Raw genomic sequence first — 23036 nt, 5'->3', positions numbered from 1 at the left:
CACGTCAATCAACCAGACCTTTAACGTGTTTATCCAACATGAGAATGGAGAAACCGAAGTCTAATCTTTGATTAAGAAAAAATCGTCCTTGAATAGTTTCTTAAGCTCAGCGCGACGCTTCGAAAACAAGGGGAAATCACTTACCACATCCTGAAGTTCATTAGTAACCCTCAGCAAATACCCATTACTTAACTTTTCAAGTGGAAAACCTGACGCTACGATTCGCTCAGCATCCACGTCCCCAGCAAACTCATCTCCGAAGAACATCGCCCAACCAATGTTTGGAACATCTGGCTTCAACGCCGAGTTAAATGACCCGATCTGAAAGCTATTATTTTTTTCATTAGAGCCAAGTTCAGGATCACTAAAATGGTGAAGCATCCCAAGCTGAGGCGGAAAGACCTCGCACCACGCATTGAAGAGCGAGCACCAATCAACCTTGTCGCTACATGCCGAACGGAAGCTGATCGCGCCTGGTACAAGCTGCCCTCTAGCATTCCGCGCCGTATGCACAACACTGCCAGAGTGCTTTATTGTTCTCTTTCTTCGCCAAGCGAAATCTTGGTAGAACTCTGACAACGTTCCATTGACTCTTATCGATGCCTTCGATGCCCAGACACTCTCACTCGCAGCCTTCCCCATGAAGGGCTCTGTGAACTCATCAGCGTTATGCGATACTTGCTCTGGAGCAAGCAAGCCCTCCACCCAGGCTCAGTGAATCAATAAATTTCTCACCCACATCCCATCCAACCGTCTCAGCCCTTGTTCTAATCGCAATCTGTATATATGGCTTCATCTATTACTAGAACCTCGTCAAATCGCCCGTAGCGGGATCATATCTAAAAACATCTCCGCCGGTGCTTCTCACCCGTCGCATGAGCTCCGCGAAGACATTGCTTGTTCTAGGACTCACTACAAGATTTAAAGGCTGCCCCGTATCGCTTGCAACTTTAACCTGTACCCGCAGCTGGTTAGACATTGAAAAATTTTGCAAGAAAGGGGACAGATTTATTTAACCAACAGAGCGATGACTATCACCTTTCCTTTAAATAAATCTGCCCCTTCCCCTACTCCTCATTTTCACATCTTAGAATTACCCCTGAGATTGTAAACTCCAAAAATCCATTCCATCCACTATCCAATATTTATCCTCATCTGGAATCAAACCTCCAAACTCACTAGACGCTTTTGCATTCCAATCTGAAGGAACATAAGACTCATGCGACCTATCCCAATCAACATGTTGAAATATCTTACTATCAAGATTTATATAGAATCGCGGCAGCCTCACCCTTAACTTACCCCATTCATCCAGACGAGCTTCTGCGCGACCAGACAAAACATCTTCTATATGCCTATAGAGCTCAACAAAGTAGACAGCGGAGTGGCCGTACTTAAAAAACTCACCCATCCATTCAGAAGAGCAAACATTAACTCCATTATTATCTAGGTAACGTTGAAATGTATTAACATCTAGGATCGGGACACCACCTCTAAACGCAGAAATGGCAGCATCATAAAGTTCACCATCCATAGCACCGCGTTCAACATACCCTCGATACTCAGGCCTTACATCAATACAAAAATTTTCTTTATCATCTGCAAGGTAGTAGCACCTACTCCCAACGACAAACAAAGCCAAGTCCTTCCTTCCTTCGAAAATATTTTCAAGCAGGCTGTCAAAATCATTTACCAAACTCATCAACAAACTCCTTACCTGTTAATACCCGCGCTCTCGAAGAACTTTGCTCAATCAGTCGATCCCATACCTTAGGTAATTCTAGTGAGATACTCGGTTCGCCTTTGCCCGGATCGACAATTTTAGGAGCATTAGGGTCCCTAGGAGGTCAGGAAGAATGGTCACCCGAAGAAGGTTAAGTAAGTGCCATTCAAATCTGCCCCCTTTTCCCTTTAACTTATTCTGAACGGATCAAACAAAACACTTTTCCTTAAAGACTTTGCCTCCAAAATCTTTTCCACCATTATTTCAATTGAACTTAAAAGCCGCGGCTCTATATGAGCAGCAGCAACCAATTCGGATATAAGCGAATCCATTTGCGAAGTAGAAAACATATCATAATCATCAAAACTCAGACTAGAAAGAGCTGGAAACTCCTCGGCATCTAGCTGAAAGAAAAAATGCGCTAAATTTTTTGGAATCTCAACCTTATCAAGACAGCCATCCTGCCCCGTAGCTGCTAGCTCTTTGTCCCACACAATTAAGCAATACATAATTTAGAAAGTCTTCCCAGGAAACGTATTCACCAAATTACCTTTTGAGTCAGTAATCACCGTTATGAAATTAGTAGGCTGCCCCCCGGCCTTGGCATCGATACCTATAGGTCTTCCCATATCAACCGTTCGGATAAAATTACCAGACGTAGGTGATTGGTAGGCAGGTGTTTTGACAACCTGTGGCGTTTGCAGAACGACCTTCAGTTCATCCTTGGAAATCGTAAAAGCAGATTTATTTTCGCCCCAAGCACCACCATGCTTTTTCCAGGCGTACTCAAGCCCACTACCAGTGGCTTTGAAAAAAGGGGACAGATTTGAATGGCACTTACTTAACCTTCTTCGGGTGTCCATTCTTCCTGACCTCAGCCCTTGCTGATCGACGTGTTTTCATCAGCATGGGGTAAGGCTTGGGTCTTCGTTTTATTGCGCGCGGCTCAATCCTGCCAGGACGCTTTCCGACCCGTTTCTGGGCAATCAGCGCAAGCAGATTCAGCAGCCGATCCTCTTGCTCCTGAGCCCCGTACTGCCTCAACGCTAGGCACAGCTGAAGGCTATGCTTGAAGCTCAGTTGGCGAGGCAGACAGTCGGCCAACAGAGCTGATTGCGCCATGAGCATCCGTATCAGGTTGTGGGCCAACAAGTAGATCCACAACTCTTTGACGGCCATGCTCGGTGTCTTGCAGCTCAGAGCTTCAAGCCCCAGCGTAGTCTTGAGGTTGCGCAGATCCAGCTCCACGTGCCATCGATCTTTAAACAGTGATTTAAGAGCAGCTTTTGGCACCTGCTGTGGACAATTCAGAGTGGTGACCAGGATTTTTCCACCGGCCTTCAACTCACGTACTGTCAGCGTTTCAGGTGCCTCGTCGTAATAGGCCTGACTCATCCAGGACGGCTTTGCCTTGGGCTTTTTCAACTCAACCAAATGATCTTCCGACCCCAAGGGCTTTCCCAACTGAAAGTCCGTGCTACGCCGTCGAGCGCCATATTGTTCGAACACCCCGTCCACGCCTCGATGTTGCAATTCACACAACAAAAAGTAGGTTGCGTAGTAGGCATCGCCCAGCACAATGTCACCTCGTTCCAAGGTATCGAGCATGGTTCTGAGCAGCGTCTGCTCATCACCTCCTTTACCGCGGAAACGTCCCAACGAGGCATCCAAAACAGCACCGCTGGCGAGGCAAACAATTCCCACCACCCGGCAGATGGGAAAGCCCAGTCCGGCTTTCTGCCCACGAGATTGCGGATAGGCCTCTTGGTTGGCCGGCGTATCCGGCAGGGTAACTGTAGTGCCATCCACGAGGCGCACAGGTCGCCCCCTCCAACGCCACGATGACGGAGCCCGGTTGCTCATCGATGACCCCGTGGAGCGCAACAAGGTTGAAACCATCTCCACCGGCAGCCGCGCTCTTGCTTTGCAGTAAGCACCGGTATGAATGCTGTTGGGCTTCAACCCCTCGCAAGAGCGCCTGACAGAAAAATCATTCACGGCATTCTGACAGGAGCGATCGGCGCTCATCGCCTGGGACAAAAACAGGGACAGTGTTTCGGTCGGGGGGAATAGCCGCTGGCGATGTTTGGGTATTGACGACTCGACACCCCGCAATAGCTCTGGGTCGTTGAGCAGTTTGAAGAAAGCATGAGCATTGCTGTTCGTGGCGTGCTGGCGCATACGGTGCTGTTGATGTCGGACGATTTGGCGTCTACGATTCACTCGGGCTGTGTCCTTGCTTGATCGGTGTGTGTTCGCAACTATCACCGTAGACCAAGGCCAGCCTTTTTTCATTTTTTGCAGGCGTATCAGCTAGTTAGCTGTTAAGTAAGTGCCATTCGGGACAGATTTATTTAACCGTCAGAGCGATGACATCCACTCTCGCCTTTTAAATAAATCTGTCCCCTTTTCCACTCTTCGCTTTCGGACCTTCTGCTTTTTAAGTCCGACTCAAAGCCCCTGGACGCTCGCCACAGGAATACGCTCCTGAGGTTGAGTGACATCGTAAACATGCTGCTCACAACCTGCCCCAATGATCACGAACTCCACCAGGTAAACCTTTTGCTTCTCGGGCTTGAAGGTGGAACTCATAGGGCCGCATGCATAAACAATTTTTTCGGCATAGCGGTAATAGTTCGAGTCGTAGACCCGTGATTCACCGATCACTTCAATCGCCTGCCCGGGATCAGCCTGCACCTCCAGTTGGGGGAAGCGTTTTACGGTGGCGCTGTTGGCAACCTCGTTCACTTTGGCAATCCAGCCGAATACCTTGCCACGACCGGAATCGACCACGGTTCCCAAGACCTCGGCACGTTGGTCCGCATCGGAACTGCGCCGCACGGAAAATTGCACCGGGTGGGTGAATCCTGTCGCCTTCATGATGATCTTGGCGTGTTCCGCGTCAGCAACGACCTTGGGTTGTTGCAACTGCACGCCATCCTTGAGCAGGCTTGGCGAGGAGTCCCTGACGTTTGAGTGACAGCCTGCCAGGGCCATGGCTAGAACTAAAAAGGTGGTTTTTTTCATTATTACTTCCCTGCAAAATTTTAATAACCACAGATCACCGATATACTTTCGACGACAGCAGAACGGCAAAAAACCGGACTAAAAAATAGGACCAACTTACTTTAAGAACCGGGCAAAAAACCTGCCCCCTTTCCTTAAGTTGTTGGACTCAAGCTATTTAGACACCAACTAACCCAGCAAAATATCCTGCGTATCAACGGCTTCAACAGAACCGTTAGTAACCAGAACTCCCAAACCAAGCTGGGGGTCAAAGACCGCATCGAAAATAAAACCAATTTCACGTGCTCCCGCATTAAAAGCGGACATCACTTTCACACACTTCAAAGAAACTAAATCCCGCATATCATCAACTGCATGGACTCTCGGCGCCTTGGTGTCAACCTCATCACCATCAAAGCATGCTCGGTAATCTTCAAGCCTACCAAGATAATAGTTAAAAACAGCTTCTTCTACCAACAAAGAAACAGCGTTTTTGTTCGAATCAAACTCCCGAAACGCAAGCCGCTGAGTTTCAGAGATTGGTTCACCATCAAAAGTCTGAACGACAAGCGGCACCTCATAGCGATTTCCAAAAATCGCTACACAACATAGCCCTGTCCAAACCCCATCAAAATGCAACTCACCAAAATCTATATCTGAGACAATACTCATTTTTTAACCGCCTCCAACAAAGCTTTCTCGGCAACGCCGCCTAGGTGACCATATTTCACACCAAAATCCATCGAATTCACCTTGCCAGTATGGATAAACGAAGGCACCAACTGCATTCTTCGCATATCCTCGACCTCATGCCAGGTAAATTTTTCCTCCCTCATAAACCGAGCCACATCTGACTCTTTCAAACCAAGCTTATTAGCCAGCATCTGGTTGGCAGCACGAAAGTTAGCATCTCGATTTGTAGATATTAGACCAGGAAGCCTAACCTCATGAAGTGTAACCGGAGAGAAGTCCGGGTAACCATTCCTGTAAGCAATCCCATCAGGCAGAATCTTCTTAAATTCAGGGTTATCGAATACAAAATTTGATTCACCTCTGACTCCTGCCCACGATCCTCCGTTAATTGGTGTCAGTTTAATTCTGTCTTCATACCGACTGAGTTGAGGTACAAAAGGCCCCATCTCTGCATTGGATAGACCGGTGGAACCCGCTTCCTTTGCACCGACAACAGCCTCAACCTCTAATCCCCCCGCCGCTTTTTTCGCCGCCATCCTTTCCAGGATTGTCTCAAGGACAGTCTTAGCAGCCTTGGCCCCTGGCATCACCAGCATCGCTGCATCCAGCTCCGGCGAAACGGTCACGATCCCTTTCCCGGCCAAAACCGACAGCCTCTGCGCAGCGGCCTCTACGTCAGAGTCATAGCTCGACAGTTTTGCAATCTCACCCGAATGCTGGCTCGTCTGCTCCTGCCCGTACTGACGCCATTGTTCATACACCGCGCCGGGGCCATACAACCCCGCCGCGTTGAACAACGTTGGATCATTGAATTGTTTCTCAGTTGCGCCGAACGCGAAAACCTTCTCGCCATTCGCGACAATTTGGCTTCCGTTGCTCCACGTCAATGGGATTTTCTGCGCCGCCAACTGAGCGACAACGCCTTTGGCGAAGTTTAAATCCTCGGTAAAACGCTGAGACTCCGGGTCATTCCCTTGGGACTGCAGAGACAACTCATTCAATCGTGTAGCGTCGGCGGCATCGACGCTGCCACCCGCAGCTATCATCAGCAAGTCTATCCAACGAGAACTGGAACCCGGTTGACCTAAGGTCTTCTCCAGTTCCTCAGCTTTTTTCTCCAGAACGGGAATTTCTTGCTGCTTGTGCAACTGTCGGTTGAATGCCTCAACGCCATTAGCCGTGCCTCCAGCCACGACCGAACCACCAGTACCGTTACTCGTTCCAATCGTTGCCCCGACACCCGCCGCAATCAGCGAAGCGAGGGCATCTTGGTCAGCCTCTGTCATTGTTGTGCCGCTGAGGGCTTTGCCAATGTACGGCATCAGCGCCGCTGACGTACCAGCCCCAAGCGCCCCACTTTCCACATTGCCGCTGGAAAGCCCTATCGCAGCCCCAGCCAGCGCATGCAGCATTACCCGCGCCGCACCACCCTCCGCCCAGGCAGCTCTGGTAGCTGCATCCGATTTTGGATCGGTCGCGCGCGCTTGAGCGTAATCGCCGATTTTGTTGAAGATATCACTGGAGGCGGTGTTGGCAACAATACCAACCGCCGTTCCCCCTGTAGCGCCACCCAGCCCTGCAGCAATCAATCCTGAAGCAATGTCTGCCATCAGTTTCTTGTCACCGCCGACCTGCCAGCGCAGGGACTCGACATAGGCGACTTCTGCGGCCCGTACCGCCTCGGCGGCATCGGGCGAGCCAGCGTCTACTTGTGCTTTCGCTTGGTCGTCGAGCTTTTTGGCCTCATCCGCCTTTGCCTTCGCCACCGTACTGATAATTCCACTGGCCAGTTGCGCCGAGCTTTGAATCAGATCGATACGCTCCTGCATGGCCTCTTCATCAGGCCTGTCCAGCTTCTGATTGGCGTTGGCGGTATCGCGGTTCAGCCCCACCAAGTCAGCCGCGCCCTCGGGGTTACGAACAACGATCGTGCCTTCGCTGACAGCACTGCGGGTGTAGCTGTGATCTTTGTCCTTAAGGGCTACTGGGATGCTGCCGCCGAATGAGGAGCCGCCAACATTGCTGCCCGAGATGGAAATTCCTGCCGATTGGCTCTCGATATTGCTGCTGTTTTTGATATCGCTGACGAGCAAGCGATCCGTGCTGAGGCGGTTTTTATCCGCAGACGCTTCGCTGGCAATCACAGCGCCCTGCAGAGTCGTGGTTTTACCCACATGGATGTCGTAGCCACCGGCACCAGCGAACAGCCCGCTCTGGTCGGTCACGGCCTTGTAGTCACTGTTCATGTTGGCGGCGGCAACATTCGCCGAACCCGCGACCATGGAGCCGTAGCAGAACGGCGGAACGCAGATGCTCGCTCCGATCCCCCCACTGCTTTGCTTGCTTTTCGACGATTCGGTGTCCTGCCGAGAAAGAATATTCAGGTTGCCGCCAATCGACGCGTTGATGGTGTCCGCCCGGACCTGCGCGCCTTCGAGGGTGGTGTCGCGGCCGCTTTGCAACAACAGCAATCCGGTATCCAACGTGGTATTTACCTGGGTGACGGACTTGCCGTTACCCATGTTTTTCGCACCTTGGGCCCCCAGATCGAGGGTGAAGCCGTTTTGCTCCCCAATGTTGAAGCTGGCACCAATGGCCGTTTTGTTGCTCGACCCGTCGTTTTTGCGATCAACGGTGTCCTGTGCACTTTTCAGCAGCAGATCATTTTTAGCCAGCAACAAGGTGTTTTCAGCCTTCAGGCTGCTGCCGGTTATCTGGATATCACCCAGGGTTCCCGCCGCGTCCCCCGTGGCAACAATCGATAGCTCTTGACCGGCATTAAGGGTGCTTTGCTTCGCCGTCAGGCTGTTGTACTCGCTGCTGCTTTTGCTGCGCGTATTGGCCAGCTCGGTACCGATCTTGATCAGTGAGCCATTGCTGGGGGTGCCGCCTTGCTTGTTTTTGAACCCGGAGCTCTGCCCGTTGGCATCCGAGGCCTGGCCACCCAGGTTGTAAAACGCAAGCGCAGCCTGGGCGATTTTTACTGCCTTGAGTCGAGGGTCATCGGCATTCTCCGCAGCTTTGGACGCGTCGCGAATAGTCCTTGCGGTGTCGACGATCGCACCACCGATGACCCTACCCACTGCCAAGCTTTTAGAGCTGTCCTCAGTGGTTTGCCGCGCGGTTTCATCACCTGCGGTAATGGTTACGTTGGAACCGGTAAGCGCCATGTCCTTGGTACTGACCAAATCACTAGCAACCACACTCAATTCACGCCCAGCCGTGAGCGTCACATTGCCGGCACTGGAGCCAACCGTGCTGCCGGTAAGCGTGGTTTCTGCAGCCGTGCCGTTGTGCTTCTGGCTGTTAATAAACAGGTGCTGGTTGCCCGTCATGTCATCCAGGCCTAGCTTGTTACCAGTCAGCACACCTGTCAGGTCGCGATTCTTTTCCTTGTGCATATCAGTGCGCGAGAAGGTATTTTTCGCCGCATCGATGGTCAGGTCGCGCCCGGCCTGGACTGCCAGATCACCGGTACTGACCAGGGACGAGCCCGTCACTTTCACATCTTGGCCGCCCGCGACGGTGACCGTCTCGCCGGAGACCATGCTGCCCACCGCCGTGGTGCGTTTCTCGTCGACTTTGTCTTGGACTTTGCTCGACTTGAACCCACCCCAACTGCTTTTGCTTTCCTTACGCTCATGGCGGGCGCTGTCGGCGTCGGTCACGGCAAGAATCTGTACGTCCTTGCTGGCGACCAATTTCGTCGCGCCTTTCTCGGAAGTCACGGCGCTGCCTGCCGACAGCAGGTTTTCGCCCGCCACCAGCGTGCTGTTGCCGCTGGAACTGACCAGGCTGCCCACATGGGTGGTGCTGCCCGTTTCATCCAGCCGGAATTTCTTCCCTGAAGAAGACTTCTTGGTCTTGCTGTAGAAGCTGTAGTCCTGATCCGCAGCAGCCTTCAGGGCGAGGTTGTTACCCGCCACCAGGTACGCCTCATTCCCCGCGTTGACCGTACTCGCTACCAGCGTGAGATCCTGCCCCGCGCTCAGCGTCGCATCCCCGCCCGCCTTGAGCGTGGTGGACACCTGCTGGACATGATCCTCGATGCTCTTGACCTTCTTGCTCTGGCCATACGAATGCTGTTCATTCGCCGCTGGCCCCAAGGTCAAGTTCTTGGTAGCGGCAATGGCCAGGTTCCGCTTGGCTTCGACCTGGCTAGCGACCACGTTGAGGTCACCGCCCGCAGCGGCCTGAAGATCCCGCCCAACCGTAACGCTAGAACCATTCTGGGTAATGGTCTGGTCTCGATGTTTGCTGCCCTGCGTATGGCTGTCCACCTGCTCGGCGGCGGTGATATTCATATTTCGGGCTGCGCGCAATGTGGTGTCGTTACCACTCTTGAGCACACCACCAACATTGGCGATATCCCGCCCAGCGCCCGCGCTCAGGTCATGACTCGCCTCGATCCGCGCCGCGTTGTCAGCAAATTCGCGTTGCTCAGTCTTGTAACCAGTGCCGCTGGCATGCCGGGTAATGGTTCGCTCATTGGTCAAATCACCAGCGACGGCAACAACACTGACATCCCGCCCAGCAATAACCCCGCCAGCCCGGTTAGTAAGATCCTTACTCGCCAACGCCTCAAGCCGGTTCCCCGCTTCCATCAACCCACTGTTGACCAAGCTGTCGCCCGCCGTCGCCCTCAGGTTGCTGGACGCACGCAAGGTGCCCGCACTGTTCAGGTTCTTACCCGCAATCAGGCTGACGTCTGAACCCTGAATCAGCGCACCATTCGGCGCCAGACGGTTGTTGGCTTGAGCCAGATAAAGCACCGGCACCAGCACCTGTTGATTATTCACCGTCCGAGTTTCCATCCAGACGATGTCATGGGTCAGGGCCGCAACCTGTTCGGCGGTCAGGCTCACGCCCAGGGACAGGTTGAGAGCGTCCTTGCTGGCGATGGCGTTGTTCATCAGGTACTTGAACATGCCGTCGTCGGAGGTCTGGCCATCGAGGAAGCGCTGGCCGGTGCGGGCGATCACGGCTTGCTGGATCAGGCGTTGCTCGTAGAAACCATCGCCCAGGCGCTTGGCGGCGGTGTCCGGGTCGTAGCCCAGATTCGACAGCAGGTAATCCGAGCTCATGAAGCGGCGCATGTCGGTCAGCGCCGGGTTAGTCTCGATCAGGTATTTTTGCGGGCTGGTCTGGAACGAGCGGTCCGGCAGGCCACGCACTTGCGTGAGCCCCGTGCTTTGGGTTGGCGTGGTGGAGCCGTCGCCGCTCATGCGGAACAGGCCGTTTTGCCCGGTGGGCAAGTCAAAGCCCGGCAGGGCCAGTGGATCGACCTGTTGCTGGGTCAGGCTCGGCGGGAGTTGCCGATTGACGCTGATGCGGGTCGAGAAGGCGTTGTCGGCCTGGGTGTCGGTGCGCGGGCCGGCGCCGACGTAGTTATAGCCGCCACGCACGACGCCGCTGTTGAGGTCGCCCTGGGTAGGAATGTCGACGGCGCCACCGGCTTGGATAATCGCGGCATAGGTCTGGTTATCGGTAGTACTGGTTTGGGTGCGAAGCTGCAGGAACTCCATCTCGGTAATGCCGATGAAGCGGCTCATCGCTGCTTCAAGGCCACCCAGGTCGTTGGCGTTGTAGCCCGGGCTCTGCAGCCAATATTTGTTGGTGAAGTCATTGGCGGCGGCGCGCCAGCCACTCGGATGGCGCGTGCGCTCGGACCTGAAGGTGCGCGAGGTTTCGATCTCGCTGGTCTCGATGCCGATGTTGTTCAAGCTGACGAGGTTGGCGGTCAATGCACCGCCGACGCCGATGCTGCTGCTCCGATTGGTCAGGGTGTCGCCCTGGATATTCAGGTTGCCGCCGGTGGTGATGCTGGAGGCGGCGCTGGCCGCGGTGACTTCGAACTTATCGCGCTGGATGATCTGCCAGACGTGGTTGACCTTGGGACCGTCGCAATCACCTGGGATGCAGGCCACTTCCCTGATCGAGGCGGTGTAGATGCCTGCATCGTGGGTGGTCAAGACCTCGCGGACGTTGTCGATCGTGCTGGCCGCCAGGCGCATGTTGCCGTCGCTTTGCAGCGTGCCGGAACTGTTGAGGATGCGGCTGGCACGCGTGCCGAGGCCGTCGCGATCGATGCTCAGGTCACCCAGGCTGTAGATATCGGCATAGCGGTTGGTCAGGCTGTTGACGCGCAGGCTGGTATTACCGCCGCTGAAGATCAATCCGCGTTCGTTGAGCAAGTTGCCGGTGGATACGCCGAGCGCGCCGGCGCTGCCCAGCGTGCCGTAGTTGTTGACCGTTGCGGCCGTGACGCTCATGTCCGCCGCCGAGGTCAGGCGACCGTAGCTGTTGAGGACGCCATCGACCACGACGGTTGTGTTGCCACCGCCAGCGATACTGCCGTTTTGCTCCAGATTGATCAGCGCGGCCTTGAGGCCCAAGGTGCCGAGGCTGCTCAAGCGACCACTACCGGTATAGGCACCGGTCAGTTGCAGGTCGATCGCGCCATCGCTGCCGATCAGGCCGTCAACCCGCCAATTGCTGCCACGGCCCACCAGGCTATCGGTGCTGAGCAGTTTGCCCGTAGCGGTCTGGGTCAACTGGTCGACATCCACCACCAGGCGTCCAGCCTGGATCGCCGTGCTGTTAGTCCAGCGGTCCGCCTTCACGCTCAAGTTGCCGTAGGTCACCAGGCGACCACCGGCCTGCCCCAGGTTGGCCTGGCTGATGCCGAACAGTCCCAGGCCGGTATGCAACAACTCGCCGCCCACGTTCTGAATGCTGCCGGTTTTCAGGCCCACGTCCTGGCTGGCGGTTTCCAGCGTGCCGTCGATGTTGTCGAACAGGCCTGTAATGTTGAACGTGGTGGTGCTGTCCTTGCCCAGGGTTCGCAACTGGCCCTTCTGGTTGCTCAGGCTGGCCGCGAGGATATCCAGGCTGTCCTGGCTTTCGATGATGCCGCCGTTGTTGTCCAGTGCCCCCGAAAGATCAAAGTCGATGCGATTGGCGCTGATCTGCCCGCCGTTGCTGTTGTCCAGGTCTCGACCAATGACCTGGACCTTACCCGTGGCGTAGATACCGCCGTTACTGTTGTTGATATCCGCACCGGTATTGTTGATCACGACATCGCCCGCTTGCGCGGCAATGCGCCCGCCATCGTTGAACAATCCGGCCAAAGCCTTGAGTTTGAGACCTTGGGCCTGGATCGTGCCGCCCTGGCGATTCACGTCATAGCCGTTTTTAAGTACGCCGGTGGCTCGCGCCTCCAGCGCGGCCTTGACGCTGGCCAGCACGCCGCCGCGGTTGTCCAGATTCGTCGCGAAAACACTCAGGTTGGCGTCCTGGGCGATGATGCTGCCGCCCTGGTTATCGATATCGCCCGCGACATTCACAATCGTCAGGCCTTTGCCTTGCAGCGTGCCCTTGGCGTTATCCAGGCTCGCGGCCTCGAGCTCAACACCGGCACCGCGGCTGGCAATCAGGCCTTGGTCAGCGTTGTTGACCTTGCCTGTCGCCGTGACCAGCAGCTTGCCATTGGCGGCGACGGTGCCTTTGTTGCGGTTGTCCAGGCTGGCGGTGCGCACGGTCACAATGCCTTGGCTGGACAGTTCGCCGCCCTGGTTGTTGATCGCGCCCGCGTTGGTGATGTCGAGGTTCATGCCAGCCATGACCAGGCCGGTCAGGTTGTCCAGGCTGTCGAGGACCAGGGTCGCGCTGTTCAGGCTGGACAGTTCGCCTGCGTTGTTTTCCAGGCGGCCGAGGTTGGCGGTCAGGACGCCTTGGCTGTTGATCAAGCCACCCTGGCTGTTCAGCACCTGATTGGCGGTCAAGTGCAGTTCGGTGTTGCCGAGGATTCGACCTTTGTTGCGGTTATCCACAACGTCGGCGGCGACCGTGGCCTTGCGCTGCCCACTGAGCGTACCGCCCTGGTTGTTCAGCGCAGCGGTAGTCGTGACCGTCAGGTCGCGGCTGGCAATGACGGTCTTGCCGGCGTTGTTCAGTTGTCTTGCCGTGAGCGTGACATCGCCCACCGCATTGCGGCTGTTATCGGCGTTGACCCCGGCCTCGATAATGCCGTTGTTGGTCAGCGTGCCGCCGCTGTCCAGGTGAATGCTGTCGCGCGCCACCAGGTTCTGCTGGCTGGTCAGGTCACCCTGGGTTTTGACTTCGAGCCGGCTACCGGCATACACCTGGCCACGGGTCTCCAGGCTCTTGGCCTCGATGTCGATGGCACCGGCAGCCGCCGTCTGCGCCAGGCTCAAATGCCCATTGGCATCGAGCTGGATATCCCCGCCACTGGCAACCATCTTGCCGTCCAGCTTCACCCCGACACCGGCCTCGGTGCCCACCAGCTTGATCGCGCCGGCATACATCCCGCCCAACGCCGAGGAGTCGATCGCCAGTTGGGGTTTGGCGCTGCCGTCGTCGGCACGGGCCGTGGCGTTGAGGGTGCTGGCGTTGACGTCATTGCGTCCGGCCACGATCGTCAGGTTCTTCGCCTGGATCTCGGCATTGATCTTGGCGCTGCGGGTGATGATTTCGAAACGGTCGACGTTGTTCGCGTTGAGGCCCGCGCCTTCAATGGCGACACTGCCCTGATCCACCTGATAGCGGTTTAGCTGGCCGTTTTCGATGATCGGCTTGCCTGTGGTCAGGGTCGCTTTCGGCGTATTGATGAAGCCGCATCCATCGCAGGTGATGCCGTACGGGTTGGCGACGATGACGTGGGCCGATTGCCCCGCCACTTCGGTGTAGCCGCGCAACTGGCTCGGGTTGCCGCCGTTGACCTCGTTGAGAATGACTTTGGCCGCCGAGCCCTTGAGGTTCGGGTTGCCGAGGATGATCCCGCCCAGTTGCGTGGATTGGGCGGGGTTGGTGGCGTTGTTGAGGATGACGCCGTTTTTTCCGACGTTGTAGTCGGTGAATTTGTTGTGGGACAGCCCGCTGCCGTTGGGCTTGGCGATTTTGACGATGGGTACGCCATTGCCCGCCTGACCCAGGCTGGTGCCCGGCGCGCTGACCACGATGCCGTCGGCCTGGGCCCACAGCGGTTGCCAGAACATGACGTTGACCAGCAGGAACGCCAGGCCGCGCTTGGGCATGCCCCAAAAGGCGTCGCGGGTTTTCAGGGCAGCAGAAGGCTGGCGGGCCAGGAAGGCGTATTGGCGGTCGTCCATGATCGGGTCTCGTTGCAGCGAATTAAATGGATACGTCGAGGCGGAAGTAGATCGGCGCTTCGCGCTCGGTCAGGGCATCGGGACGTTCCAGGGAATGGGCGAAGGTCACGCTGGCGCTGAGGTTCTCACCGCGGGCGAACAACTCCAGCGAATTGCTCGACATACGTCCGTGTTGATCGCCGTTGTAGCGATCCCCGCGGATAACACCCTGGTCGTAACCCAGGCTGGTGCCGTACTCGGCGAACACCGGACGCAGCCACTCAAGCGTCACCGGGCGGCTCCAACGCAGGTCGTTGCGCCAGTAGCCCCCGCTGTCGCCGGCCAGTGTCTGGTCCTTGTAGCCGCGAATCGAAGACAACCCGCCGAGGCTCATGCGCTGCGGGCTGAACAACGCGTCTTCGCTGCGCTGGCCGGTCATCAGGCTGCTGAAGCTGAAGGACTCGCCCAACACCTGGAACGGCTGCAAGTAGCTGAGGGTGGCGGTGTATTTGCGGTAGCGGGCATCCGGCACGCCAGGCCCCGGCTCGTGATCGCCCTGGGCGTCGAGGGCACCGATACCTTGTTGCAGGCCCAGATCGAGGTTGACGAAGGCATTGCCGATCCGCCGCCCATGGTTGATGCCGAACTGGGCTTCGCTGATGCGATTGCTGCTTTGCGAGAGCTTGCTGTCTTCGATGAAATTGTTGGTGCGCAGGTATGCAAGGCCCGTGTTGAGGGAGGTCTTGCTCACCGCGTCACGATGCACCACCCGCTCCAGGCGCAACTGATGGTTCTGGCTGTCGCCGCTCTGCTTGAAGTTGAAGCCGTTGGCCTGGCCCAGCGCGCGGTACTCGCTTTCGCTGTAGGTGTAGCTCAGGTTCCACCAGCCAAAGGGCAGGTTGTAATAGAGCATGGCGTTGCGTGAGGTCTTCTGGTGATCGCTGACGGCATCGTGGCCGCCGCGCAATGCCAACTGATCGGCCAGGCCCAAGGGACTGTCCCAGTCCAGGGACGCTCCCCATTGCTGCTCACCGGTGCTCTTCTGCCCGTCGTTATGCCGTGACAGGCCGGCCCGCCAAGGTTTCTGTGGAGTGTTCCGGACCAGCACTTCACTGCCGCCAATGTTCTGCCCCGGCGTCAGCTCCATGCGGGCGCTGTTGGATGGCAGACGGTTCAGTTGATCGACCATCTGCTCGATATCCCGCAGATTGAGCAATTCGCCCGGCTTGCCGGGAAAGCTCATGGCCAGCTCCCGCTCGGAGAGTCCGCTGTTCTCGGCACCCTTCAGGCCTTCAAGTCGCCCCTCGACCACCAGCACTTGCAGGTGACCGCTGGACAAATCCTGTTGCGGCAAATAGGCACGGCTCGTGACCAAGCCCTTTTCCAGGTAGGCATCGGTAATGGTCTTGAGCAACTCGTTAAGCTGCGGCACGCCCAGGCATTGGTTGACGTAGGGTTCGAGCAAGCGTTGGCGCTCGCGCTCGGACAAGGCGTCAGCGCCCTTGAGTTCGATGGTCTTGATAAGGAAGCAGCGGGTATCGGCAGGTTTTGTCGGCTGGGCCGGCTTGGCTTCTTTGCCTGGCAGGTCCTTGAGCTCTTCGAGGCGCCGGCGCTGCTCTTCGAGCAAGCGATTCTGGCGCTCGCGGATCAGGTCCGTGTCGCCAGGGGTTGGCGCGGCCACGGCAAGGTCCATCGCAAAAAAACACAGCGACGCGACGACGAGCCTCGTCCTTAAGGCAGACATGGACATGTTCGATCCCTCGATACAAAAGCGACAACAAGATTGCGGAGCCGGCCAAATCGACCCGTTTCGCGCACACCAGACCTTGCGTATCGCTTTCAGTTCAGAGAACGGACATTTTTCTACTTAAAAAAGAGACGCGTCTCACAGGACGCGTCCGAAATCACCTCATTGACGAATACCTATCGAAACCGCATCAAGCTGAGCCGCATGAACTTTTCTTCACCCCATGCGTTTATGCGATCCGGTACAGTCCCCTCGCTCATTCAAGAAACTAAGGTTTTAGCCCGCTCTCCCGCGGGCTTTTTTTTGCCTGCGATTCATGGAGCAGGCTGCGCATCGCCCAGCTCAGGCATGCTTGGTGCGACCCTGGGCGACGCGGTCTTCAACAAGGATTGTTCCAAGACTGCGCGTCCGTAAAAAAACAATGCCATCAGCCAACAGCTCAACCAGACGAAGATTCCCGCCCAGAAGGTGTGGGACATGTAGTGCCAACCCTGTAGGACTCGCGTCGTGCCGTAGACAAATCCCAAGGCCAGCGCGCCATACATCAGGGCTTTGGAGTGACGCCAGCGATAGCGTCGGGCAACGAAGTACAGCGCCAGCATCGTGAAACCACCGGAAGCATGGCCGCCAGGCCAGCAGCGCCCGTCACCGGCGACTTTCAGCAAATCGAAATTCTGGAACCATTCCTTGTGCTCGATCTTCCCCGCGTACTGGGTGGTTTCCACCGGGCAGTACACGCTGGTGTGCCCCTTGAGGTAATGAATGACGCCTGTACTGAGGGAAAAGGCGAAGACCACATAGAGAAAATCGCGACGGTGCCTGTGGGCAAACCGTAGCGGTTTGGTCAGCCGGATCTTATCCAGTACCCGAAGCAACCCGGGACGCTTTTCCGGCCGGAACAGCGGCCAGACGAACGACAACAGCGCACCGATAATGGCCGCTTCGCCGGTCCAGTTCGGAATGACCCTGGCCCACTTATGGGTGATTTGCTCGAACAGGCGCACATGCTCCAACGGAAAGGCTTGGTGCAGCGGGTCGTAGAAAAGATCGCTGAAGGCGATGTCGATGCGGGTCATGTCGAACAGCAGGAACACCACCGCGGCACAGGCCAGGGGGATTCCAAGGTTGAGCCCGTAAAAACGAGCGCGAGCAGACGTCAGCATGAGCGGTCCTAATCGTGGAAAGGTTACTGAAACTTCATTGAGCGCCAGTCGGACGCCTCGATAAAACCCAGCAGTCGAGGCGCTTGTGACTGGGCGGCGGATATAAACAACGAAGCGCCATAGCCAAACGCCGAAGCAGGTCGGCGCAGCTCGGTTTCCATCGCCTGCATGCATTCGCTGTGGGTGACCAAAATCAAGTTGCGCCCAGCCACCTTATGGGCCAGGGCATTGCGCAGCAGGTCGTGGCGGCAATTGCTCAGCCAATCGTCGCCGGCGCCCACCTTGTTGAACATATAGCCAGCCGTCTGGGACGCTCGAACCAGCGGACTGTTATAAACGTCCGCATTCTCCAGGCCCAGTTGCTCGTACCGCGCGCCAAGCCCCACCGCAACGGCGCGGGCACGGTCAGTGATTCCCGACGGATCACCCAGGCACGCTGCCTTGGAGTGATCACACCGTTCGACGTGGCGCACCAACACAATCATCTCCCCCTTGGCCCAGCCATCGGCCAGCGCCCGGGCGCCAACAATATTGCCATGGGCCAGGTCCGGCACCGCTGCCGGCCCTAGCAGCCAGAGGGACAGTGGAATCGCCAGCATTGCCGAAGCCAGGATCACCGCAGCGTTTCGATAGCGGACAAGCCAGCTCGTATCAATCGAGCGCGTCACGCCAAAAAGGCTCAGTCTCAGTTCCACATCAAGCCGCCCCGACGGCACCCAACCAGTCATTTCGATGGCGAGACGGTAAAGGCGTAGACGTAGGCAGGCAGTGAAACCAATGTGAAAAAAAGCTTGGCTCACGCGGCGACAACCCGGGCAGGCGATACAAAAAAAATTTTCAGATTCATGAACAGCCGCCGATACAGCCCTGTTAAACGTTTTTGCTGGCTCTTAAAAACAACAATCTTCCAGCCAACCGATGATCAAGCAGCGCAACGTTCCTGGAGGAATTTGATGAATAGCTGGTTTGGCAACATTAGCGTCAACATGAAATTAGGCCTGGGCTTTGGCCTGGTGCTGGTACTGACTTGCGTCCTGGCCCTGACCAGTTGGACCAGCCTGGGCGGTTTGATCGACCGCAGCAATTGGATGAGCGACATCACCCAGCTCAACGCTGGCCTGACCAAACTGCGGGTCACTCGCCTGCAATACATGCTGACCAACGGTGACGAGACCGCCGCACAGAATGTGCAAACCACCCTCGATGGTTTCGTGGCGCAACAAAACGCGTTGCTCAGCAGCTTCAAAAGCCCCGAGAACGTCAAGCTGCTCAAAGAGCAGAGCGCGACCATCAACGCGTACCAAACGTCGCTGAATAAAATGCGCAGTGCCTACCGCACCGGCAACGGTGCCCGGGATGTCATGGGCGCGAACGCCGAGACGGCCTACAAGCTGATCGAAGCCATCGATTCCGACGTAAAGCAGATGGCCCTCAGCGATGAGCGCTTTGCGCAATTCCAGGCCATCACCCAGGCCAAGCAGGCGTTCATGCTGGCCCGCTATGAAGTGCGCGGCTACACCGCCAACAGCAATGCCGAGACCGAACGCAAGGCTTTCGCCCAACTGGACGCCGCCATCGCTTCGCTCAAGCCGCTCAACGAACATTTTGCCAACGCTCGGCAGGATGAACTGCGTCAGCTGGAAACGACCCTGACCCAGTACCGCAGCGCCGTGCAGGCCTTCAAGATGGCCATGGCCGATGTGGCGCAGGCCCGCAAGGAAATGACCGACCAGGGCGCGACCATCGTTTCCCTGAGCGAGCAGCTGTACCAGATCCAGCTCGACCGTCGCGACGCTGAAAGCGCCCAGGCCCGCACGCTGCAATTGGTCAGCACGTTGTTGGCTTTGTTGGTGGGCATCGTTGCCGCCGTGGTCATTACCCGCCAGATCACTCGCCCGCTGCGTGAAACCCTTGCCGTGGTCGAACGCATCGCCGGTGGCGACCTGTCGCAGAACGTCATCGTCACCCGTCGCGATGAACTCGGCGTGCTGCAGCAAGGCATCGCCCGCATGGGCGTAACCCTGCGCGATCTGATCAGCGGCATCCGCGACGGCGTGACCCAGATCGCCAGCGCCGCCGAAGAACTGTCGGCGGTCACCGAGCAGACCAGCGCCGGGGTCAACAGCCAGAAAGTCGAGACCGACCAGGTCGCGACCGCCATGCATGAGATGACCGCCACGGTCCAGGAAGTGGCGCGTAATGCCGAAGAAGCCTCCCAGGCAGCAGCAGCAGCCGACGGCGAAGCTCGGGCCGGTGATCAAGTGGTCAACGAAGCCATCGCCCAGATCGAACGCCTGGCCAGCGAAGTGGTGCGTTCCACTGACGCCATGAGCGTGCTGCAACAGGAAAGCGACAAGATCGGCGCCGTGATGGACGTAATCAAGGCCGTGGCCGAACAGACCAACCTGCTGGCCCTCAACGCCGCCATCGAAGCCGCCCGCGCCGGTGAAGCCGGACGTGGCTTCGCGGTCGTCGCCGATGAAGTCCGCGGCCTGGCCCAGCGTACGCAGAAATCCACCGAGGAAATCGAAGGCCTGGTGGCCGGCCTGCAGAACGGCACCCAGCAAGTGGCCGCCGTGATGAACAACAGCCGCAACCTCACCGACAGCAGCGTGGCCCTGACCCGCAAGGCTGGCGTGTCGCTGGAAAACATCACCCGCACGGTGTCCAACATCCAGTCGATGAACCAGCAGATCGCCGCGGCCGCCGAACAGCAAAGCGCCGTGGCCGAAGAGATCAGCCGCAGCATCATCAACGTGCGCGACGTGTCCGAACAGACCGCCGCCGCCAGCGATGAAACCGCAGCGTCCAGCGTTGAACTGGCGCGGTTGGGTGGTCAGTTGCAACAAATGGTCAGCCATTTCAGGGTTTGAGCCCCGCTCGCATGAGGCCGATGTGCGGCCTCATGCGGCTTCCCTACGCACAGCTTTCTTCCAGCACGCATTGCCTTCTCCTACAAGCTCTGTTCTCTCGTCCGGCCTTCTTTAGTTGCATGCTCCTGTACCGTTTTCGCCAGCACGAACCTTTCGTTCGACAGGAGATGGACAGTACATGGATGCAAACAACAACCTATTGGTGCAGAGACTCATAGGTGCCGCAGCCGCTGGAGATGACACTCAAGCCAGTTTCCGCGCAGCCCTGCACCGAATGGGATTGACGTCGGTATTCGACATCACTCGCATGACCAAGGCGCAGTTCGCCCTCGAACTGAGCAAGCACACCGACGCCGACGCCAACCAGGCCTACGACAACGCGCAGAGCTGTGCTCGGCATGTCTGTCGCCTGTATCTGGAACATCTGGTATCGCCCAAGGATGCCTCAGCCCGCCACCGACGCGACTTGCCTTCGAAGGCGAAATCAGAACCTGCAAGCTACCAAGCGCTGTTCAAGGAGAACTGGGATAAGTGCTGTAAGGAAGGCGACCTCGCGGCAATCGATTCGCCGGTGGCCTATTTGCGGGCGCTGTATCTGTTTGCCGGACAGCTTGAAGGAGCGTCGTCATCCCGCGAGAAAATCTCCCTTGATGAAAGACGGCCGGACCTGAAGAACTTGATGCTCGACCAGCAGAGCGCCTTCGTTGCGCGCCCCATGTTGGAGATCGTCAATCACACCTTGGACAAGGCGATCAAGGCGCACTTTGAAAGTGATGTTCATCAGCACCTTGCAACTGCGCATTATCCGTTTTCGCTGCCCTATGAGCTGCATCATCATCAATGCCTGCTTGGGCTGGGCACGGGTAAACCGGCGCTCGGCGAACTGAATTATCGAATGAGCCGGATATTGCCGCTTTCCCCGGCTCATTCAACTTACGGAAGCGTTGTCCAGCCGCGTGTCGAGGCGCAAAAACTGTTGTCAGGACTCAGCCCGGAGCAACAGAAGCTGTTGCTCACGCCGCTCAGTTCCGACCGGGACGTCAGCGGTTTGAAGAAATCCTATGGCACTCAACTGCCTGCTCAACTTTACGGTATCGAGTTCTTCAAGGAACGTACCGGACTGACCACCGAACAAGTCCGGCACTTATTGGCGCAAGGCGAATATGCCGCCCGGGCCTCGCCCCACAGTCCTGCTTCGGGACACAAAAACTATGGCGCAGCCTATATCAATGGGCCGGAATCGAAGGCGCCCCTGACGCTTAACTCGTCAACGAATAGATTTGAAAATGGGACCCCGGAGCGCCTTTCGCGCTTGCAGAAAATGATCCGACTGCAGCGCTGGACGGGTATCCCTTTCAACGAGCTCGATACGCTGATTACCAGCGCCATGCGCTCGGAAAAAAACACGGCAATGACGCTCAATGCCAACACACTGCGCGCGTTGGGCGTCTATCGATACCTCAATCGGCGCCACGGCATAGCGCCTGAGGAGTTTGCGTGTTTGCTGCACGACATACCGATTCACGCTTGTGGTCTACAAGTGCCGTTGTTCGACCAGATATTCGATAGCTCCCGATTATTCAAACGTCCCGGGGAAGAGATCAACGCGCCACAGGATCTGATCTATCTGGCCGCCGGCTTTGGGCTGGCGAAAGCGCCCGAGTCACTGTCGTGGCTCATCGAACAAACCAAACAACACCTGGCTGAACCAAAGCATGACTTGCCTACGGTCTCGTCATTTTATCGCCAGGCCCGCATCGCACGGATGTTCGGGCTCACGCTTGTTGAATGCACGTCACTGGCCCGCATGATGGGTGGTGACAATTTCAATGAGGTAATGGTGACGGGGGCATTGGATTCCACCGCGCAACGCTCTGGCACCTGCATTCTCGACGTATTGATGGCGTTGGACTGGGCCAGCGACTGGTTAAAGCGGTCCAACCGAGACGTGGCATCGACGTATCACCTATTCGCCACTTCCTTGGACGAGTTGCCGCTGGATCAGAACCTGGAGAAACGGTTCAAGGCCCTTCTGGCAAAGCATGCCAGCCCTGAAGACAATCGACATCTGATTGAAAACTTGCTGCATGAGCTCGTCGATTTGTCCGCAGACTACGTTCCATGTGTGCTGAAAATGACCGGGACTACCGCATCGGAAGTTGTCGCGGCTATCAGTTCACCCCAAGGGAATATGCCTGCGGTACTGACGAGATTATTGCGCAACGCCAAGGTGTGCCAAGCGCTGCACCTGAGCGCTAGCGCATTGCAACAGTTGGCGGCCCAGCCAACCTGGCTGTCCGCCAGCGCCTCCCACTCATTGACACTTCACTCCCTGTATTTGTACGAGCGCTTCAGTTATTGCGTTCGCCTTAACGGCAGTTCGGAAGAGCAATGGCTGCATTACCTTCAATTTGCCAACCAAGACAACGGCCAACACTCCGAAAAAGCAGCCAACAAACGTTTGGCCGAGTTGCTGGGATGGACTCACGACGAAGTAAAAAGCCTGACAGACAACTTGACGGGAAAACGCGCTCGGTCAGTGGAAGAAGTGGACTGGATCATTCGCTGCCAGGAATGCAGCAAGAGCACCGGGTTGTCAGCAAGCCTTCTGCTCAAGACCACAGCGCTAGGCAGCATGAGCTCCACACAGGAATGGAAAGTCGTTGGCGAAGCAATAATCGCGAACGGCCACTGATATTCGCTTCAATTTATTCAAGGATT

General features: G+C 56.7%; 14 protein-coding genes and 1 pseudogene. 3 read left to right on the top strand and 12 right to left on the bottom strand.

All coding sequences use genetic code 11. The features are described from left to right. Positions 1 to 60: 60 nt before the first annotated feature. From FHK92_RS07510 to FHK92_RS07460, 12 genes are all read right to left on the bottom strand, one after another. Positions 61 to 642, bottom strand: a complete 582-nt coding sequence (locus FHK92_RS07510; RefSeq protein WP_258232601.1) for a hypothetical protein — start codon at positions 640 to 642, stop codon at positions 61 to 63. A 160-nt stretch (positions 643 to 802) separates the two neighbouring features. After that, the gene (locus FHK92_RS28115) at positions 803 to 979 is read right to left on the bottom strand and encodes a hypothetical protein (protein ID WP_219915981.1); all 177 of its coding nucleotides are present in this window, start codon (positions 977 to 979) and stop codon (positions 803 to 805) included. A 114-nt stretch (positions 980 to 1093) separates the two neighbouring features. Further along, positions 1094 to 1702 (bottom strand): hypothetical protein, encoded by a 609-nt coding sequence (locus FHK92_RS07505; RefSeq protein WP_181287515.1) that lies wholly within the window; start codon positions 1700 to 1702, stop codon positions 1094 to 1096. Positions 1703 to 1911: 209 nt separating this feature from the next. Then, on the bottom strand, positions 1912 to 2232 hold the full coding sequence (locus FHK92_RS07500) for a hypothetical protein (RefSeq protein ID WP_181287514.1): 321 nt from the start codon (positions 2230 to 2232) through the stop codon (positions 1912 to 1914). A 3-nt stretch (positions 2233 to 2235) separates the two neighbouring features. Beyond that, positions 2236 to 2586, bottom strand: a complete 351-nt coding sequence (locus FHK92_RS07495) for a hypothetical protein (protein WP_181287513.1) — start codon at positions 2584 to 2586, stop codon at positions 2236 to 2238. Next, the gene (locus tag FHK92_RS07490) at positions 2561 to 3946 is read right to left on the bottom strand and encodes an IS4 family transposase (RefSeq protein ID WP_181287512.1); all 1386 of its coding nucleotides are present in this window, start codon (positions 3944 to 3946) and stop codon (positions 2561 to 2563) included. Before FHK92_RS07490 ends, FHK92_RS07495 begins: the two co-directional genes overlap by 26 nt. Before the next feature lie 228 nt (positions 3947 to 4174). Beyond that, the gene (locus tag FHK92_RS07485; protein WP_039592366.1) at positions 4175 to 4750 is read right to left on the bottom strand and encodes a hypothetical protein; all 576 of its coding nucleotides are present in this window, start codon (positions 4748 to 4750) and stop codon (positions 4175 to 4177) included. Between the two features lie 168 nt (positions 4751 to 4918). Next, entirely contained in the window at positions 4919 to 5401 is a 483-nt protein-coding gene (locus FHK92_RS07480; protein ID WP_181287511.1) for a DUF6985 domain-containing protein, read from the bottom strand. Continuing rightward, positions 5398 to 14553: a two-partner secretion domain-containing protein gene (locus tag FHK92_RS07475; protein ID WP_181287510.1), complete on the bottom strand. Its 9156-nt coding sequence runs from the start codon at positions 14551 to 14553 to the stop codon at positions 5398 to 5400. Before FHK92_RS07475 ends, FHK92_RS07480 begins: the two co-directional genes overlap by 4 nt. Before the next feature lie 22 nt (positions 14554 to 14575). Further along, positions 14576 to 16282, bottom strand: coding sequence for a ShlB/FhaC/HecB family hemolysin secretion/activation protein (locus FHK92_RS07470; protein ID WP_181287509.1), 1707 nt, complete (start codon positions 16280 to 16282; stop codon positions 14576 to 14578). Between the two features lie 311 nt (positions 16283 to 16593). Beyond that, entirely contained in the window at positions 16594 to 17442 is an 849-nt protein-coding gene (locus FHK92_RS07465; protein ID WP_181287508.1) for a phosphatase PAP2 family protein, read from the bottom strand. A gap of 23 nt (positions 17443 to 17465) precedes the next feature. Beyond that, entirely contained in the window at positions 17466 to 18137 is a 672-nt protein-coding gene (locus FHK92_RS07460; protein WP_309109597.1) for a lipopolysaccharide core heptose(II)-phosphate phosphatase PmrG, read from the bottom strand. Between the two features lie 150 nt (positions 18138 to 18287). On the opposite strand from FHK92_RS07460, the pseudogene FHK92_RS28110 reads away from it, so the two are divergent. From FHK92_RS28110 to FHK92_RS07450, 3 genes and pseudogenes are all read left to right on the top strand, one after another. Next, positions 18288 to 19457, top strand: a pseudogene (locus FHK92_RS28110) (methyl-accepting chemotaxis protein); the annotation flags it as partial. Next, entirely contained in the window at positions 19452 to 20315 is an 864-nt protein-coding gene (locus tag FHK92_RS28105; RefSeq protein WP_375154603.1) for a methyl-accepting chemotaxis protein, read from the top strand. The pseudogene FHK92_RS28110 and the gene FHK92_RS28105, both read left to right, overlap by 6 nt. 178 nt (positions 20316 to 20493) lie before the next feature. Beyond that, positions 20494 to 23010: a Tc toxin subunit A gene (locus FHK92_RS07450; RefSeq protein ID WP_181287506.1), complete on the top strand. Its 2517-nt coding sequence runs from the start codon at positions 20494 to 20496 to the stop codon at positions 23008 to 23010. Positions 23011 to 23036: the final 26 nt, after the last annotated feature.

It is taken from the genome of Pseudomonas brassicacearum subsp. neoaurantiaca (assembly GCF_013608025.1).
Lineage (GTDB): Bacteria > Pseudomonadota > Gammaproteobacteria > Pseudomonadales > Pseudomonadaceae > Aquipseudomonas.
Note: the sequence above shows the minus strand (reverse complement) of the source record. Positions and strands in the feature narration are given on the sequence as shown.

Coding starts and splice junctions, on each gene's coding strand:
- FHK92_RS07510 (WP_258232601.1), bottom strand. CDS start 642: ATGGGGAAGGCTGCGAGTGAGAGTGTCTGGGCATCGAAGGCATCGATA.
- FHK92_RS28115 (WP_219915981.1), bottom strand. CDS start 979: ATGTCTAACCAGCTGCGGGTACAGGTTAAAGTTGCAAGCGATACGGGG.
- FHK92_RS07505 (WP_181287515.1), bottom strand. CDS start 1,702: ATGAGTTTGGTAAATGATTTTGACAGCCTGCTTGAAAATATTTTCGAA.
- FHK92_RS07500 (WP_181287514.1), bottom strand. CDS start 2,232: ATGTATTGCTTAATTGTGTGGGACAAAGAGCTAGCAGCTACGGGGCAG.
- FHK92_RS07495 (WP_181287513.1), bottom strand. CDS start 2,586: ATGGACACCCGAAGAAGGTTAAGTAAGTGCCATTCAAATCTGTCCCCT.
- FHK92_RS07485 (WP_039592366.1), bottom strand. CDS start 4,750: ATGAAAAAAACCACCTTTTTAGTTCTAGCCATGGCCCTGGCAGGCTGT.
- FHK92_RS07480 (WP_181287511.1), bottom strand. CDS start 5,401: ATGAGTATTGTCTCAGATATAGATTTTGGTGAGTTGCATTTTGATGGG.
- FHK92_RS07475 (WP_181287510.1), bottom strand. CDS start 14,553: ATGGACGACCGCCAATACGCCTTCCTGGCCCGCCAGCCTTCTGCTGCC.
- FHK92_RS07470 (WP_181287509.1), bottom strand. CDS start 16,282: ATGTCCATGTCTGCCTTAAGGACGAGGCTCGTCGTCGCGTCGCTGTGT.
- FHK92_RS07465 (WP_181287508.1), bottom strand. CDS start 17,442: ATGCTGACGTCTGCTCGCGCTCGTTTTTACGGGCTCAACCTTGGAATC.
- FHK92_RS28105 (WP_375154603.1), top strand. CDS start 19,452: ATGGGCGTAACCCTGCGCGATCTGATCAGCGGCATCCGCGACGGCGTG.
- FHK92_RS07450 (WP_181287506.1), top strand. CDS start 20,494: ATGGATGCAAACAACAACCTATTGGTGCAGAGACTCATAGGTGCCGCA.